This is a genomic window from uncultured Pseudacidovorax sp., from assembly GCF_913773995.1.
Classification (GTDB): domain Bacteria; phylum Pseudomonadota; class Gammaproteobacteria; order Burkholderiales; family Burkholderiaceae_C; genus Xenophilus.
Genome location: NZ_CAJYES010000011.1, coordinates 42,092 through 57,124, shown reverse-complemented (window position 1 = coordinate 57,124; position 15,033 = coordinate 42,092). Strand labels below are relative to the sequence as shown.

At 69.6% G+C, this 15,033-nt stretch carries 14 protein-coding genes and 1 pseudogene; 5 read left to right on the top strand and 10 right to left on the bottom strand.

Annotation, left to right across the window (positions count from 1 at the left end; all coding sequences use genetic code 11):
- Positions 1 to 48 precede the first annotated feature (48 nt).
- Complete coding sequence (locus QZ772_RS01075) at positions 49 to 2,262, top strand: PQQ-binding-like beta-propeller repeat protein (protein WP_295522186.1); 2,214 nt, start codon at positions 49 to 51, stop codon at positions 2,260 to 2,262.
- 132 nt (positions 2,263 to 2,394) lie between these two features.
- On the opposite strand, the gene QZ772_RS01070 is transcribed toward QZ772_RS01075, so the two are convergent.
- The 3 genes and pseudogenes from QZ772_RS01070 to QZ772_RS01060 all read right to left on the bottom strand — a co-directional run bounded on the left by QZ772_RS01070 (position 2,395) and on the right by QZ772_RS01060 (position 3,337).
- Positions 2,395 to 2,622, bottom strand: coding sequence for a hypothetical protein (locus tag QZ772_RS01070; protein WP_295522184.1), 228 nt, complete (start codon positions 2,620 to 2,622; stop codon positions 2,395 to 2,397).
- 147 nt (positions 2,623 to 2,769) lie between these two features.
- Positions 2,770 to 3,084: a BrnA antitoxin family protein gene (locus tag QZ772_RS01065; protein ID WP_295522182.1), complete on the bottom strand. Its 315-nt coding sequence runs from the start codon at positions 3,082 to 3,084 to the stop codon at positions 2,770 to 2,772.
- Positions 3,062 to 3,337: pseudogene (locus QZ772_RS01060) on the bottom strand (BrnT family toxin). Before QZ772_RS01060 ends, QZ772_RS01065 begins: the two are co-directional and overlap by 23 nt.
- A 179-nt stretch (positions 3,338 to 3,516) precedes the next feature.
- Here QZ772_RS01060 and QZ772_RS01055 point away from each other — a divergent pair.
- From QZ772_RS01055 to QZ772_RS01045, 3 genes are read left to right on the top strand one after another with little or no spacing between them, the layout of a single operon-like run.
- Positions 3,517 to 4,515 (top strand): ATP-binding cassette domain-containing protein, encoded by a 999-nt coding sequence (locus QZ772_RS01055; protein ID WP_295522180.1) that lies wholly within the window; start codon positions 3,517 to 3,519, stop codon positions 4,513 to 4,515.
- Complete coding sequence (locus QZ772_RS01050; RefSeq protein ID WP_295522179.1) at positions 4,512 to 5,381, top strand: ABC transporter permease; 870 nt, start codon at positions 4,512 to 4,514, stop codon at positions 5,379 to 5,381. Before QZ772_RS01055 ends, QZ772_RS01050 begins: the two co-directional genes overlap by 4 nt.
- Positions 5,382 to 5,403: 22 nt before the next feature.
- A complete protein-coding gene (locus tag QZ772_RS01045; protein ID WP_295522177.1) occupies positions 5,404 to 6,207 on the top strand; it encodes an ABC-2 family transporter protein in 804 nt (267 codons plus the stop codon).
- A gap of 8 nt (positions 6,208 to 6,215) precedes the next feature.
- Here the strand turns inward: QZ772_RS01045 and QZ772_RS01040 are convergent, their stop codons facing one another.
- The 6 genes from QZ772_RS01040 to QZ772_RS01015 form a co-directional block, all read right to left on the bottom strand.
- Entirely contained in the window at positions 6,216 to 7,670 is a 1,455-nt protein-coding gene (locus QZ772_RS01040) for an ELWxxDGT repeat protein (protein ID WP_295522175.1), read from the bottom strand.
- Positions 7,671 to 7,748: 78 nt separating this feature from the next.
- A complete protein-coding gene (locus QZ772_RS01035) occupies positions 7,749 to 9,458 on the bottom strand; it encodes a CocE/NonD family hydrolase (protein WP_295522173.1) in 1,710 nt (569 codons plus the stop codon).
- Between the two features lie 28 nt (positions 9,459 to 9,486).
- Complete coding sequence (locus QZ772_RS01030) at positions 9,487 to 10,467, bottom strand: tripartite tricarboxylate transporter substrate binding protein (RefSeq protein WP_295522171.1); 981 nt, start codon at positions 10,465 to 10,467, stop codon at positions 9,487 to 9,489.
- Between the two features lie 46 nt (positions 10,468 to 10,513).
- Entirely contained in the window at positions 10,514 to 11,485 is a 972-nt protein-coding gene (locus QZ772_RS01025) for a tripartite tricarboxylate transporter substrate binding protein (RefSeq protein ID WP_295522169.1), read from the bottom strand.
- 76 nt (positions 11,486 to 11,561) lie between these two features.
- Positions 11,562 to 12,410, bottom strand: coding sequence for a polysaccharide deacetylase family protein (locus QZ772_RS01020; RefSeq protein ID WP_295522167.1), 849 nt, complete (start codon positions 12,408 to 12,410; stop codon positions 11,562 to 11,564).
- A gap of 1 nt (position 12,411) precedes the next feature.
- Positions 12,412 to 13,251, bottom strand: a complete 840-nt coding sequence (locus tag QZ772_RS01015; protein WP_295522165.1) for a fumarylacetoacetate hydrolase family protein — start codon at positions 13,249 to 13,251, stop codon at positions 12,412 to 12,414.
- 88 nt (positions 13,252 to 13,339) lie between these two features.
- Between QZ772_RS01015 and QZ772_RS01010 the strand changes: the two genes are divergently transcribed.
- Complete coding sequence (locus tag QZ772_RS01010) at positions 13,340 to 14,065, top strand: FCD domain-containing protein (RefSeq protein ID WP_295522163.1); 726 nt, start codon at positions 13,340 to 13,342, stop codon at positions 14,063 to 14,065.
- A gap of 30 nt (positions 14,066 to 14,095) precedes the next feature.
- On the opposite strand, the gene QZ772_RS01005 is transcribed toward QZ772_RS01010, so the two are convergent.
- Positions 14,096 to 14,959 (bottom strand): IclR family transcriptional regulator C-terminal domain-containing protein, encoded by an 864-nt coding sequence (locus tag QZ772_RS01005; RefSeq protein WP_295522161.1) that lies wholly within the window; start codon positions 14,957 to 14,959, stop codon positions 14,096 to 14,098.
- Positions 14,960 to 15,033 lie beyond the last annotated feature (74 nt).

Below are 15,033 nucleotides of genomic sequence, written 5' to 3'. Positions count from 1 at the left end.
TGCCGGCCGCGCCTCGTTCTGCCTCACGCATTCTTCGGAGACAACGTCATGAGACTCACCCACCTGGCGACGGTGCTGCTTTCCGCCGGCGTCATCGGCTCACCCCTTCTGCTTGCCGGCTGCGGCGGCGACTCGAACAACGGCGGCGTGCTGCCCATCGTGCCCGCGCCCACCCCGGCGCCGTCCCCATCGCCAACACCCGCCCCACAGCCCGCGCCAGCCCCGGCCGCCGCCTTGTCCGACTGCTGCACTGCCGGCGACAAGGACTTCCCGAAGGTGGGCGGCAACCTCGGCAACCAGAACTACACGCGCCTGGGCGCCATCGACAAGAGCCGCGTCGGCCAGCTCGGCGGCGCCTGGGTCAACCGCGTCGAAGGCGGCGTCGTGAGCGGCAACAGCCAGAGCACCACGGTGGCCGTGGACGGCGTGCTGTACATCGAGTCGGCCCAGGGCAACCTGATCGCGGTCGACGGCAAGACCGGCGCCACCAAATGGAAGTGGACGACGCCCTACGGCGCCATCACCCGCCGCGGCGCCGCGGTGGCCAAGGACCTGGGCCTGGTCTTCACCATCGGCGGCGGCAACCGCCTGGTGGCCCTCGACAAGAACACGGGCAAGGTCGTCTACGTCAAGCAGTACCCCACCTCGTCGTCCGATGCGGCCTTCCTGGGCGCGGTGCAAAAAGTGGCGCTGGTCTACCACGACAAGCGCCTCTTCATCGGCACCAACGACGGCAACCGCGGCGCCGCCTTCACGGCCGACGCGGCCACGGGCAAGGTGCTCAATGCCTTCTGGGGCGTGCCCCGCGCTGGCGAGATGGGCTACGACACCTGGGGCGGTGCACCCGACAGCGACCGCACCGGCGCCACGCCCTGGATCCACCCGGCGGTGGACCCGGCCCTCAAGACCGTGTATTGGACCTTCGGCAACGTGCGCGGCGGCTCGTCGCAGAACGGCTCGACGCGACCGGGGCAGAACCTCTTCGCCAACTCCATCGTGGCGCTGGACATGGACACGGGCGCATACAAATGGCACTTCCAGTCGGTGCACCACGACATCTGGGACATGGACAACGTCATGTCGCCCGTGCTGGCCGACGTGAAGATCAACGGTGCCGACCGCAAGGTCGTCATCTATGGCAGCAAGACGGGCATGTACTACATCCTCGACCGCCGCGACGGCAGCGCGCCGCTGGGCATCGACGAGATCCCGGTCAAGCAGGACGCCCGGCAGGCCACGTCGCCCACACAGCCCTTCCCGCGCCAGGGCGCCTGGACCGAGACCTGCATGGTCAATCAGGCGCTGGGCACTGCGATCCCGGGCGACCCGAACCGGGCCGTGCCCAACTACGTGACGGGCTGCCTGTTCGACCCGCACTGGGACGTGCCGGTGCTCACCATTCCTGGCCATGGCGGTGGCGCCAACTGGAACCACCAGTCCTTCAGCCCCCGCACCGGGCTGGTCTACACCGGCATGGGCTACGTGGCCGCGGCCCATTCGCTCACCGAAGCCAGCAACGGCCTGCGGCCGCCGGGCGAGTACCAGACCGGCGCCGTGGTGGCGGTCGACCCGAGCACCAACCTGGTCAAGTGGAAGAAGCCGATGCCGTACTCGCTGGCCCATGGCAACGGCATCCTGAGCACGGCCTCGAACCTGCTGTTCATCGGTCAGCCCGACGGCAACCTGCTGGCCCTGGACGCGCAGGACGGCAGCGAGCTGTGGCGCTTCCAGACCGGCTCGGGCATCAGCGCCAGCCCCATCGCCTACGAGATCGACGGCGAGCAGTACATCGCGGTGTATGCCGGCGGCACCAGCATCCCGTACGGCAACTCGGCGCCGCGCGGCGACTATTTGTGGGCCTTCAAGGTCGGTGGCACGGTGGCCCCCGCACCCACGCCCAAGCCGCCCGAAGTACGACGGCCCGTCTCCGGCTCGCCGGTAGAAGGCACCGCACTGCCCACGCCCAACACGGTGTTCCTGGGCCGTGTGCAGACCGCCACCAACGCGCCGGGCACCACCGAATCGACGGCGGTGAATGCGATGACGCCCACCTGGATGCGTGTGCCGGCCAACACCACGGTGACCTTCACCAACCCGGCCGACAACCCCAACACGCACTGCGCCACGCAGTTCTTCGAAGGGGCGTTCAACTTCCGCCTGGCACCGGGGCAGTCGGCCAACTACACCTTCACGCAGAAGGGCGAGTACTTCTACAACGACTGCTACAGCCCACGGCCTACGGGGAAGATCGTGGTGTATTGACCCACCCCCAGGCTGCGCGCTTCGCGCTCCGCCTCCCCCCTTCGAGGGGGCGCACCCAGCGGCCTGGCAAAGCCAGTTCCGCGGGTGCCCTGGTAAGGGCCGCGTCGGGTCACGACTGCGGCCTTTACTGCCTCAAGGCAACGTCAATTCCATGCCGAGCGCTTGGGCCACACCGAAGGTGAGGAGCAGCACGGCCGCGAGCACCAGGATGAAGATGGCCGTCACCTTGCCGGCCGTGAGCAACAGCGCGCGTCTGCTCAGGCCCTGACCCTGTTCGTAATGCCACTTGATGGCGAAGAACATGGTGGCGACGAAGACGAGCGCCTTCAGAGTGATGAAGCCGACGGGAACCCATTCCATGTCGGCGATTGGACATGGCGGCATGTCTGAGTGGGAACTGGGCAAATTGTCCAAGCCAGCCACTGCCCTCGGGCATGCCTTTGGGCGCTCGAATGCGGCATCACGCGCGACTCGAGCATCCCGGGGCTGAGCAGCCGTGCAAGGGGGTCATCGCTGCAGCCCGCCAAACCTTCCCTGCTGCACCGCCTCACGCAGCAACGAATTCACCCGCGTCTGCCAGCCGCGTCCCGTGGCCTTGATGGCGGCAAGCACATCGGCATCCACACGCATCGTGACGGGCTCTTTTGGACTCTCGAGCGGCGGCCGGCCTGCGCGACGAAAGGGTCGCATCTGTGCAGCCATGCCCTCGGTGACCTCCAGCGTGTCCGGATCCGCCTTGATACCCGCATCGACCGCGGCATCTTCCACCGGCGTGTTGAGCAAGATCTTCTTGCCCCCTTTAGTCGTCAGATACTTCTGCATAGCGCCTCGCTTCCCGGTTGTTGGCCCTGCGCAAACTGATGATGCGCATCACGTTGCCGCGTTGAACAAATACCACCACATGGAGCCGTTCGCCGATGAGCCCGAAGCCGACTTCGCGCAGTTCGCGATAGTCCCGGCGGGTGTCGGGGTGGCACAGAACCTCAGCCCAATCCAGTTCTTCCGCCAGCGCCAGCGACACGCCATGCTTGGCGGTGTTCTACTCATCCTTTGTGGCGTCGAACTCGATTTCCATACAGCTTAATGTACATACATTATTTTTGCCAGGCAATAACTGTACGTACTTTATCTGTTGTTGATTGCGGTGGCCGCATTCCATGGTCCCAAAGGCCGAAGGTCATCGGATAGCATCGCGCCCCCACGGGCGGCAGCCCCCTGCATCGCAGGCCTCTGCGCCGTGCGGACGCCGCTCCCATGACTGCCCACATCCACGTCGACCGCCTCACCAAGGTCTACCGCATCGCCGAACGCGATCCGGGCCTGCGCGGGGCGCTGCGCGGCCTCTGGCGGCGGCGCTACCGGACGGTCGAGGCGCTCGCTGGCGTCTCCTTCTCGCTGCAGCGCGGCGAATTGCTGGGGCTCATCGGGCCCAATGGCGCCGGCAAGTCCACCACGGTCAAGCTGCTCGCCGGCATCCTTCGGCCCGATGGCGGACGCATCACCATCGACGGCCGCGATCCCTTTGCCGAGCGCGAAGCGCATGTGGGCCGCATCGGGGTGGTGTTCGGGCAGCGCACCCAGCTGTGGTGGGACCTGCCGGTGGAAGACGGCTTCGACCTGCTGCGCGACATCTACCGGGTGGACGCGGCCGACTACCGCCGCACGCGCGACGAACTCGTGGCGCTGCTCAACCTGGAGGGGGTGCTCGGCCAACCCGTGCGCCAGCTCTCGCTCGGCCAGCGCATGCGTGCCGAGATCGCCGCGGCGCTGCTGCACCGGCCCGACATCCTGTTCCTCGACGAGCCCACCATCGGCCTCGATGCGCCCTCCAAGCTCGCGGTGCGCGACTTCGTGCGCAAGGCCAACCGCGAACGCGGCACGACAGTGCTGCTCACCACGCACGACATGCACGACATCGAGGCACTGGCCCAGCGGGTCATCATCGTCGGCCATGGCCGCGTGCTGGCCGACAGCCCGGTGGAGGCGCTGCGGCGGCAGGTGCTGGCCGAGCGCCGCCTGGTGGTGGACTTCGCCGGCACGCCGCCGGACGGAACCGAACTCGCCGGCACGCCCGCCGCGACGCGGGAGGGACGCACGCTGGTGCTCCGCTTCGATCCGCAGCAGACGCCCGCGGCCGACCTGATCGCCCGCATCGCAGCCGCGCACGCGGTGGAGGACATCCGCATCGAGTCACCCTCCATCGAAGAGGTCATCGCCCGCTTCTACGCCTTGCACGGCGCGGCCGAGGCATGAGCGGCCGCCGGCCCGTACCGGCTGGACTCGCAGCCCGGCCGGCGCGAGGCCGCTGGCTGCGGCCCTACCGCGCGGCCTTCGTCTCGCGCTTCCTGCAGATGCTGCAGTACCGCACCGCGGCCTTTGCCGGCTTTGCCACCCAGTGCTGGTGGGGCGGCATCAAGGTCATGGTGCTGGCGGCCTTCTACGCAGCCGGCGCGGCGCCCATGCCGCTTACGCAGGCGGTCACCTACACCTGGCTCGCGCAGGGGCTGCTGGCCTTGCTGCCGTGGGCGGGCGACCCCGAGGTGGCGCAGGCGGTGCGCACCGGTGCCGTCGCCTACGACCGCCTGCGGCCGGTGGATGCCTACTGGCTGTGGTTCGTCCGCAGCGCGGGCTGGATCGCGGCGCGGGTGCTGCCGCGCCTGGCGCTGATGGCCGCCTTCGCGGCGCTGCTGCTGCCCCTGGCGGGTTGGGGCGACTGGTCATGGCGCCCGCCCGCGAGCATCGCGGCCGGGGCGGCCTTCGGGGTGTCGATGGTGCTGGCGCTGCTGCTCTCGGCGGCGCTGGTGATGCTGCTCAACGTGGCCGCCGTGGCAGCGCTCGATGCCCGCGGCATCAACATGCTGGCGCTGCCCGTGGTGATCCTCCTGTCGGGCAACCTGGTACCGCTGGCGCTGCTGCCGGACGGCTGGCAGCGCTGGCTGCTGCTGCAGCCGCTGGCGGGGCTGCTGGACATCCCGGCGCGGATCTACTTCGGGCAGTGGGCGGGCGCGGACGCGGTTGGCGGACTGCTGCTGCAGCTCTTCTGGATCGCGGCACTGGCGGGCGCCGGCCGGTGGGCGCTGCAGGCCGCCTTCGCGCGCCTGGAAGTGCAGGGCGGCTAAGGCCATGGCACGCAGCCGTTCCATGGGCAACGCCCGCTTGTTCCTGCGCTTTGCCGCGGCTTCGATCGCGGGCCAGGCCCGCTATCCCGCATCGGCGCTGATGCTGACCGCCGGCCAGTTCCTGGCCACGGGCATCGAGGTCGTCGCCATCTGGGCGCTGTTCGACCGCTTCGGTAGCCTTCAGGGCTGGCGTCTCGGCGAGGTGGCGCTGTTCTACGGACTGGTGCACGCCATGTTCGCGCTGGCCGACATGCTGGGCCGCGGTTTCGACGTGCTGGGCACCGAGCTGGTGCGCACCGGCGCGTTCGACCGGCTGTTGCTGCGCCCGAGGCCGGTGGCGCTGCAGCTGATGGGGCACGACCTGCGGCTGAGCCGACTGGGCCGGCTGCTGCAGGCCGGGCTGGTGCTGGCCTTCGGCAGCGTGCAGGCGGGCATCGACTGGACGCCGGCCGCCATCGCAGTGGCCGTGTTCGCGGTCGCGGGCGGCGTGGCGCTGTTCCTGGGCATCCTGGTGCTGCAGGGCGCGCTCGCCTTCTGGACGGTGGAAAGCCTGGAGATCGCCAACGTGTTCACCTATGGCGGCGTGGAGGCCGGGCAGTACCCCATGGCGCTGTACGCGCGGTGGTTCAGGCGCCTGCTCACCTTCGGCGTGCCGCTGGCCTGCGTGGCCTACTACCCCGCGCTGTGGGTGCTCGGCCGCGCCGATCCGCTGGGCGCGCCCGCCTGGGTGGGTGCCGTCTCGCCCCTGGCGGGCTTTGTCTTTCTGGGACTCGCGTTCGGCGTGTGGCGCCTGGGCCTGCGCCGCTATGCGTCCAGCGGCAGCTAGCCGCCTGTTCAGCGCAGTCGCTGCTGCAGCGGATCGCCCAGCAGGCTGAGCCGGCCGGCGCGGTCGATGCGCCACAGGCGCTCGTTGCCATGGCCATCGTCGGCGGTGAACAGGACGGCATCGCCGACTGCCGTGAAGCCGACCGGCATCGAATGCGCCGCACCGGGCACCACGTCGGCCATGCGGCGCGTGCCGGCGGCCGTGCCGTCGGTGGACCAGGGCTCCACGCCATGCGTGGCATCGCCGGCCGAAAACCACAGCCGGCCCGCCGCCACCTCGAAGCGCGAGGGCGTGGCGCTCGATGCGCCGGTGGCAATGTCGGCCACGCGCCGCGTGCCGGCCTCCAAGCCGTCCGAGGTCCACAGCTCGGCCCCGGATTCGCCATCGGTGGCCGCGAAGTAGAGCCGCCCGTTCATCACGGCCATCGGGCTCGACAGGCTGCCGCGCGGCCCGGGCTGGATGTCCTTGACCATGCGCGTGGCTTCGGCGGTGCCGTCACTGCGCCACAGCTCGATGCCATGGCGCCCGTCGTCGGCCGCGAAGTACAGCGCGCCCTTCATCGCCGTCAGGTGCCGCGGTTGCGACGCGGCGTCGCCGGCTCGGACATCCTTCACCAGGCGCGTGCCTGCGGCCGTGCCATCGCTCGTCCACAACTCGGTGCCGTGCTGGCCGTCGTTGGCCGTGAAGTACAGCTGCCGCCCTACGGCCGTCAGGCGCGCGATGCCGCCGTCCTCGGGCCCGGCTCTGACATCCTTCACGAGCCGGGTGCCCTTGGCACTGCCGTCGGTCACCCAGAGTTCATGGCCATGCTCGGCGGTGTTGGCGGTGAAGAAGAGCCGGTCGCCCGCCACGGTGAGCTGCCGCACCAGCGCCCGTGGCCCCGGCGCGATGGCGGCGACGCGCACCGTGCTCTGGGCCGTGCCCTGCGTCTTCCAGAGCTGGAAGCCGCCCTCCGGCTCCTTGGCGACGAAATAGAGCGCGTCCTTGAAGACCGTCAGCTCGGCCGGCAAGGCGCCATCGCTCCCGGGCGCGCCGGGCAGTTGGGTGACGACCACCGTGCCGCGCTCGGTGCCATCGGTGCGCCAAAGCTGCACCCCGTGCTCACCGTCGGTCGCGGCGAAATAGATGCGGCCCCGGTATGGCATCAGGCTGGAGGGATAGGCACCGCGGAAGCCCGGAAGGATGTCCTTGACCAGGCGCGTGCCGCCAGGCGTGCCGTCGGTGATCCACAGCTCCTGGCCGCTGAGTGCATGCACGGCAGTGAAGACGGCACGGCGTTCGCCCAGCGGCGTGAGCTGTGCGGGTGCGACAAAGGCCCGAGGCGCGCGCTGCTCGGGCAGCACCGGCCGCTCCGGGTCTTGTGTCTGGGCCGCGACGGGCGCGGCAAGCACGACGGCCAGCGCCGCGAGCAGGAGATGACGAGCCGGCACGACCGGCTGGGTGAAGATGGACGATCGAAGCATCGCCGCAGCCTAACCAAAAAGGAAAACATTTCCACTTGGCATTTTCCAGGGCTGCGGCGTTCATGCCGCACACGCGGCTCAGGTTCGGGCCGGGATGAGCGGCATGAGCAACTGGCCCGGGCGATCGCCACCGGTGTGGAGGGTGGTGACACCCCCGAATTCCTCAGCAGGCCGGTCCTCGGGATGGTCGTGGCGCATGCGACCGGGCGGGGTGACGATGAAATCGTGGCCCTGCACGGTGAGCACCAGACGCCAGCCCTTGGGAAAGACCAGGCAGGTGGGCCAGATCTCCACCTCCACCGGATAGGCCTCGCCGGGCACGAGCTTGCGCACCTCGTCGTGGCTGTGCCAGGGCCGCCACGGAAGGCTGCGTGCTTCGTCCAGCTTGCGATGCGAGGCGCGAAGCCAGCCCATGGCCATGGGCACGCGCTCGTGCGCGCCCACGTAGCTGACCTCCTGCCCGTCGGGATCGAAGACCCGCAATACGACGAACAGGTCGGCGTCCGTGGTGCTGGAGGACACCCACAGCCGCAGCACGGCCGGGCCGGTGAACTCGGTGTCCTGCGCGAAGGACGCCGTCGAAAAACTCAGCCCTTCTCCCAGGGCCTCGAAGGAGGCCTGGGCTGCTTCCTTCGGCGGCGCATCGCCGAGCGCGCCAGAGGCGGCATCCAGATGGAAGGCCGTCCAGGCGGTGCGGGCGAGCGGCCATTCCTGCTCGGTGCGCATGACGGCCGAGCCATCGGCCTGACGGATGGCCAGCTGCACCGGCGGCTCGCGGTCCCAGCCGTTGTCCTCGCCCGCCAGGAAGTGCTTGAAGAAGCGCTGCTGGATGGCCACGTAGTGCGGCAGGTAGAAGCTTTCGTAGTGCGTGCCGATGTGCGCGAAGAGCCATTTCTGCCGCGAGCCCGCGCGCTGCCAGCCTTCGAAGTTGCCACGCAGGTGCATGCCCGGGCCGCCCCAGTTGGCGGCCGACAGCAGCGGCACCTCGATGGCCGGCAGGTTGGCCGCGCGGGCACGGTTCCAGGCGTCGTCCAGCGGGTGCGAGAGGCGGTCGTTGGGATGGTCGGCCCGGGCGCCTTGCAGCAGTTCATCGGACAGCGCCGGGCCGGTGGTGCGTTCGCCCGTGAGGCGGTCGCGGTGTGTGCTCTTGCCGCTGCCGTACTGGTTGGCCAGCACCTGGCGCGGCCACCATTCGAAGGTGAAGCTGTTGCTCAGGATGCCGCCGTGGTGGCCGCCGTCGCGGTAGAACTCACTGGAGCCTTCCCACGGCACGATGGCCGCCAGGTGCGGCGGGCGCAGGGCCGCCACCTGCCACTGCTTGATGGCCAGGTACGACACGCCGATGAGCCCGACCTTGCCGTTGCTCCAGGGCTGCGTGCCGGCCCATTCGATCCACTCGTAGAAGTCGCGCGTCTCCACCGGTCCGAAGGGGTCCAGGTAACCTTCGGAGCGGCCGGTGCCGCGCGAGTCGACCTGGATGACGACGAAGCCCTCGGGAACCCACCGCTCCGGATCGACCACTTCCCAGCGCAGGTAGCGGCCCGTGCTGCCTTCGGCGTCCAGGCCGGGGTAGATGCGCTTGAGCACCTGCCACTGCGGGTTGAAGGCGTCTTCGAAATGCACGTCCTTGCCATAGGCGCCCATGGCCATCACCACGGGGTAGCGACCGGGCGCCTCGGGGCGGAAGACGTTGGCGCGCAGCGTCACGCCATCCGACATGGTCACGGCCACGTCACGCATGAACATCAGGCCGTTCTCGACGGTGGTGCGGGTTTCCAGGTTGGGCATGGCGCTCATCCTCCTCGGGCTCCTCTTCTTACTGCAGCGGCACGTTGGCCTGTTTGACGATGCGGGCGAACTTGTCCATCTCCTGGCGGAAGAAGACGGTGAACTCCTGTGTGCTCAGCGTGGCCGGCGGACTGTCCCAGCCGACCATCTTGTCCTTGACCTGCGGCACCTGCATGGCGCGCTGCACTTCGGCGGCCAGCTTCTGCACCACGGCATCGGGCGTCTTGCCGGGCGCGAACAGGCCGACCCAGCCACCGTTGTAGTCCATGCCCGTGAGGCCGCTCTCGGCCATGGCCGGCACGTCCGGAAAGGCCGCGATGCGCTTGGCACTGGTGACGGCCAGCGGCCGCACCTGCCCGGCCTTCACCGCCATCGTGGCGGCCGCGGTGCTGAGGAAGCAGGCCGTCACCTCCTTGCTCATCACCGCATTGAGTGCCGGTGCCGCGCCCTTGTAGGGCACATGCAGCATGCGGGTGCCGGCGGTCTCGTTGAGCAGTTCGCCGGCCAGGTGCAGCGTGTTGCCGGTGCCGGGCGAGCCATAGGTGATCTGGGCATCGGGCTTGCGCGCCGCCTCCAGGAACTGGCCGAAGTTCCTGTACGGCGAGTCGGGCGCCACCACCAGCGTCAGCGCCGGCGCGATGGTGAACAGCGTGACCGGCGCGAAGTCGGCCAGCGTGTCGTAGGGCAGGCTCTTGTACATGCTCGGGTTGATGGCCTGCGAGCCGGTGGTGACCAGCAGCGTGTAGCCATCGGGCGCGGAACGCGCCACCGCTTCGGCCGCCACGATGCCGTTGGCGCCCAGGCGGTTGTCGACGATCACGCCCTGGCCCAGCTGCTGGCCGAGCTGGGTGCCGATGACGCGGGCCAGCAGGTCCGGGCTGCCGCCGGCCGAAAAAGGCACCAGCAGCTTGATCGCTCGGTTGGGGTAGGCGCCCTGCGCGAAAGCGGAGGCGAACGGGGCCGCAGCAAGCGCGCCCAGCGTGGCCAGGCAGTGCCGACGATGGATCATGGCGATGTCTCCTCTTTTGTGAAGCTCGGAAGCGAGCGTCGATGCGTCAGTTCGGCTGTGCGCCCGTCTCACGCACCACGCGCGCCCACTTGTCGAGTTCCCGGTCCAGGTAGCCGCGCACGGCCTCCAGGTTGCCGCCCATGGGCTCGAAGCCGGTGGCGGCCAGGCGGGCCAGGAACTCCGGGTCCTTTTGCAGGCGCGCCACCTCGTCGTTGATCCGCTGCAGCACGGCCGGCGGCGTCCTGGCCGGCGCGAAGACGCCGACCCAGGTCACGTCCTCGAAGCCTGGAAAGCCCGACTCCGCCACGGTCGGCACGTCCGGCAGCGCGGGCGAGCGTTGCGCGCCCGTCACCACCAGCCCATGTACGCGACCAGACTTGACCAGCTCCACCGCCGCCGGCAACGCCACGCTGGCCAGTTGCGTCTGGCCACTCATCGCGGCATTGAGCGCTGGCGCCGCGCCCTGGTAGGGCACATGCGTGACGGGTACCTTCGCCAGCACCTTGAACAGGTACTCGGCCGTCAGGTGTGGCGTGGTTCCGGCACCGGCCGTGCCGTAGTTGTAGCTGCCGCCCTTGGCGTCGGCCACCACTTCCTGCAGGGTGCGGGCCTTGAGGTTGGGCGCCGTGACGATCAGATTGGGGCTGGCCGCGACCAGGGCCGCGAGCGTGAGGTCGCCCTTGGCGTCGAAGCCCAGCTGCCGCTGCATCGACGGGTTGACGGCATAGGAGCTGGTGTTGATCAGCAGGGTGTAGCCGTCCGGCTCGGCCCGCGCGACCAGCGCCGAGGCCACGCTGCCGCCGGCACCCGGCTTGTTCTCGACCACCACGCTCTGGCCGAGAGGCTGGGCCAGCCGATGCGCCAGCAGCCGGGCAATGATGTCCGCGGGGCCGGCCGGCGCGAAGGCGACCACGAAGCGCACCGGACGCGTGGGCCACTTGTCCTGCGCCGGCGCCGCCAGCGGCAGCACAGCGAGGGCGAGGGCCGGCAGCAGGCGCCGCCAGAGCTTGGATGCCATGTCTTTGTCTCCTGGGAAATGGCCCGGCCGCTTCTGCGACGGCTCGGACCGGTGGGCTGCCCGGCAGCCCGGTGGCTCAGACGGAAGCGAGCACGTGCCGCGCCATCTCTTCGCGGGTACAGATCCACACATCGCCGGCCTGCTTCACGCGGGCCATGATCTCGTCGTAGACCCAGGCGCCGGAAGGCCGGCCCATCACATGCGTGTGGGCCGTCACGTCCAGCATCAGCGGCACGGGCTCGGCGCGCATGGCGGCGAAGGTGTCCTCGAAGGTCTCCAGCATGTGGCGCGGGCCCTGGCCGTAGCGGATGCAGGTGGGCAGGTCGTTCACGTCCATGGTGAGCGGGATGCCGACGATGCGCTGGCCACCGAAGTCCATCACATAAGGCCGGTCGTCGTCGTTGACGTCGCCGTGGTGCAGGTAGCCCGCCTCGGCCAGCAGGCGCGAGCTGATGGGACTGCCGGTGCCGCGCGGGCTAATCCAGCCGAGGGGCGCCACGCCGGCCGTGGCCGTGAGCAGGTCATGGTTGCGCGCCAGGTTGGCGCGCTCGCCGGCCTCGTCGAAATAGACCGGGATCACGTCCATGCCCCAGGAATGGTTGATGACCTCGTGGCCCAGTTCGGCCAGCTTGCGCACCGTGGCCGGATCGCGCTCGCAGATGACGCCGTTGACCATCACGCTGGTGCGCACGCTGTGCTTCTGCGCAATGCCCAGCAGGCGGTGGATGCCGCGCACCAGGCCGAAGCTCGCCCAGGAGTGGGCATTGGTGTCGAAGAAGCCCGGCTTGAGCACATTGCCCATGGGGCCGATGCCCGGCGCCTGGCCGTCCGACCAGGCCTCGTAGGCGATGTTGAAGATGACGGCGAGCCGGTGGCCGCCCGGCCAGCGGAAGTCGTCGGGCAGGCGGGTGATGACGGGTTCCATCTCAGCCTTCCTCCTGCACCACGGGGTTGGCCAGCAGGCCCACGCCTTCGATCTCGATCTCGATGCGATCGCCCGGCTGCATCCACACCGGCGGCGTGCGCGCATAGCCCACACCCGAGGGCGTGCCCATGGCGATGACATCGCCCGGCTCCAGCGTGAGCACCTCGCTCAGCAGCACCAGCGCCCGGGCCACCGTGACGATCATGTGGCCGGTGTCGTCGCTCTGCATCACGCGGCCGTTCAGCCGCGACTCGATCTTCAGGCCCGCCGCGCCAGGCGGCAGGTCGGCCGCCGGCACCAGCCAGGGACCGAAGCCGCCGGTGCCGTCGAAGTTCTTGCCGATGGTCCATTGGGCCGTGCGGCGCTGGTAGTCCCGCAGCGTGCCGTCGTTGAAGCAGGCGTAGCCCGCCACGGCCGACAGGGCATCGGCCTCGCTGAGGTGCCGCGCGCGGCGGCCGATCACCACCGCGAGTTCGGCCTCGAAGTCCAGCTTGTCCGACACGCGCGGACGCACCAGCGGCGCGCCGTGGGCGATCAGCGAGCTGGCGCCCCGCATGAAGAAGCTGGGGTACTCGGGCGCCGCGTTGCCGCCCTCGGCGGCATGGGCGGCGTAGTTCAGGCCCAGGCAGATCACCTTGCCCGGTCGCGCGACCGGCAGCTCCCAACGGACGGAGTCGTGCGCCAGCGGCTCGGCCTGCTCGAGCTGCCGAGCGCTGGGGCCATGGGCCAACAGGTCGAGCCAGGCCGTGTCGTGCACTCCGGCGGGCACCTGATCGCCCAGGCCCCACAACTCGCCCCCACGCTCCATGGCCCATTGGGTGGGCCGCCCCGGTGGCGTCACGCGCGCATATCTGGACATAATTTCGACAAACCCCTGTTCACTGGTGTTTGGCGATATTAAATATCGAGAGGATGTTTTGTCGATAAAAATGGATTCAGGGATTCTCCCAGGGCCCGCGGCTGTCGCCGATGCCTCGTCGCCCACGCTGGCGCGCCAGACCTACGAGCGCCTGAGGGCCGATGTGCTGGCCGGCCATTGGCAGCCCGGCCGCAAGTTGCTGATGCACGAGTTGCGCGAGCGCTATCAGGTGGGCGCGAGTCCGCTGCGCGAGGCGCTCAACCGACTGGCCAGCGAGGAATGGGTGGTGCACAACGACCAGCGCGGCTTCGCGGTGGCGCAGGCCACGCAGGCTCAACTGGAAGACCTCGTGAACACCCGCGTGGCGGTGGAGTCGCTGGCCATCGGCCAGGCCTTCGCCCGCCGCGGGCCGGAGTGGGAGGAGCCGCTGGTGCTGGCCTTCCATCGCCTGTCGCGCACGCCCCGGTCGATCTCCGACGACGCCTATGCCGAGAACCCGGAGTGGGAGCGCCAGCACCGGGCCTTCCATCGCGCCCTGCTGGCGGGCTGCGGCTCCTCACTGTTGCTGGGCTTCTGCGAGCAGCTCTACGACCAGGCCTACCGCTTCCGCCAGCTCGCCGCCCGCGTGGCCTACAAGCGGCGCAACGAGCACGACGAGCACCGCGCGATCTTCGACGCCGTCATGCGGGGCGAGCTGGAACAGGCGCGGGCATTGCTGGCGGAGCATTACCGGCGCACGGCCAGCATCTTCGAGCACGAGCGCGACAGTGCCGCTGCACCCGACAAGAAGGGTTGATCGGCCCGGCCCGCGCCGCGGGCCGCGCGGTCAGCCCTCGATGCGCCGCGGCCGCGAGGCGCGCGCGGGGGGCGCATCACGCTGCCCGGCGCGCAGCTTGTCCGTGAGGGCCTGCGCTGCCTGCTGCACCGCACCGCGTAGGCGCTCCAGTGCCGCCGCACTCGCCGCCCGGCCCTTGGCCGGCACGATGGCCACCAGGCTGCCCAGCACCTTCTGCTCGGCGCTGAAGATCGGAGCACCCACGCCGATCAGGCCCTTGTCGATCTCGCCGTGCGAGACGACCACGCCCTCCTTGCGCACGCGGCGCATGTTGGCGCGGAACTCGTCCCAGTTGTCGCCCAGGCCGGCGGCGCGGATCTCGGCCGGGTGCCACAGCATCAGGTTGCGCTGCTGATAGGGCGTGAGGTGGGCCAGGATGGCCTTGGCCGTCGCGCCCAGGAACATCGGCATCGGCTTGCCGCGCTCGTAGCTGGAGGTGTAGCTGGTGTCAGGCCATTCGGTGTCGGCACACATCACCTTGTCGCCGTAGTAGGCGCAGAGCATGACGTTGACCTTCTGCTCCCGGGCCAGCGTGGCCATCACGTCCCGGGCGGCCAGCAGGATCGGATCGCGCAGGCGCAGCAGGCGATCAAGCTCGATGATGCGCGAGCCCACCACGTACGCGCCGCCGTGCACCGGGCTGATCAGGCCCGCGGTGGACAGCGACTTCAGGTAGCGATAGGCCGTGGCGCGCGAGCAGCCGATGTGCGCCACGATGTCCTCCTGGGTGATGGCGCTGTTGTCCTCGGTGAAGAGGTTCAGGATGCTGAGCATCTTGTCCAGGCTGCCATCGGGCGTGCCGTTGCCGCGGGCGCCGGCAGCGTCGGTGGACTCGTCAGGATCGCTGTGGGACATCGGGGACGGGGCTCTCCAGGGGCGGCGGCAGTTTATCGCGCAGGTCTTTCCGGGCAGGCCCACGCGGGGCCACC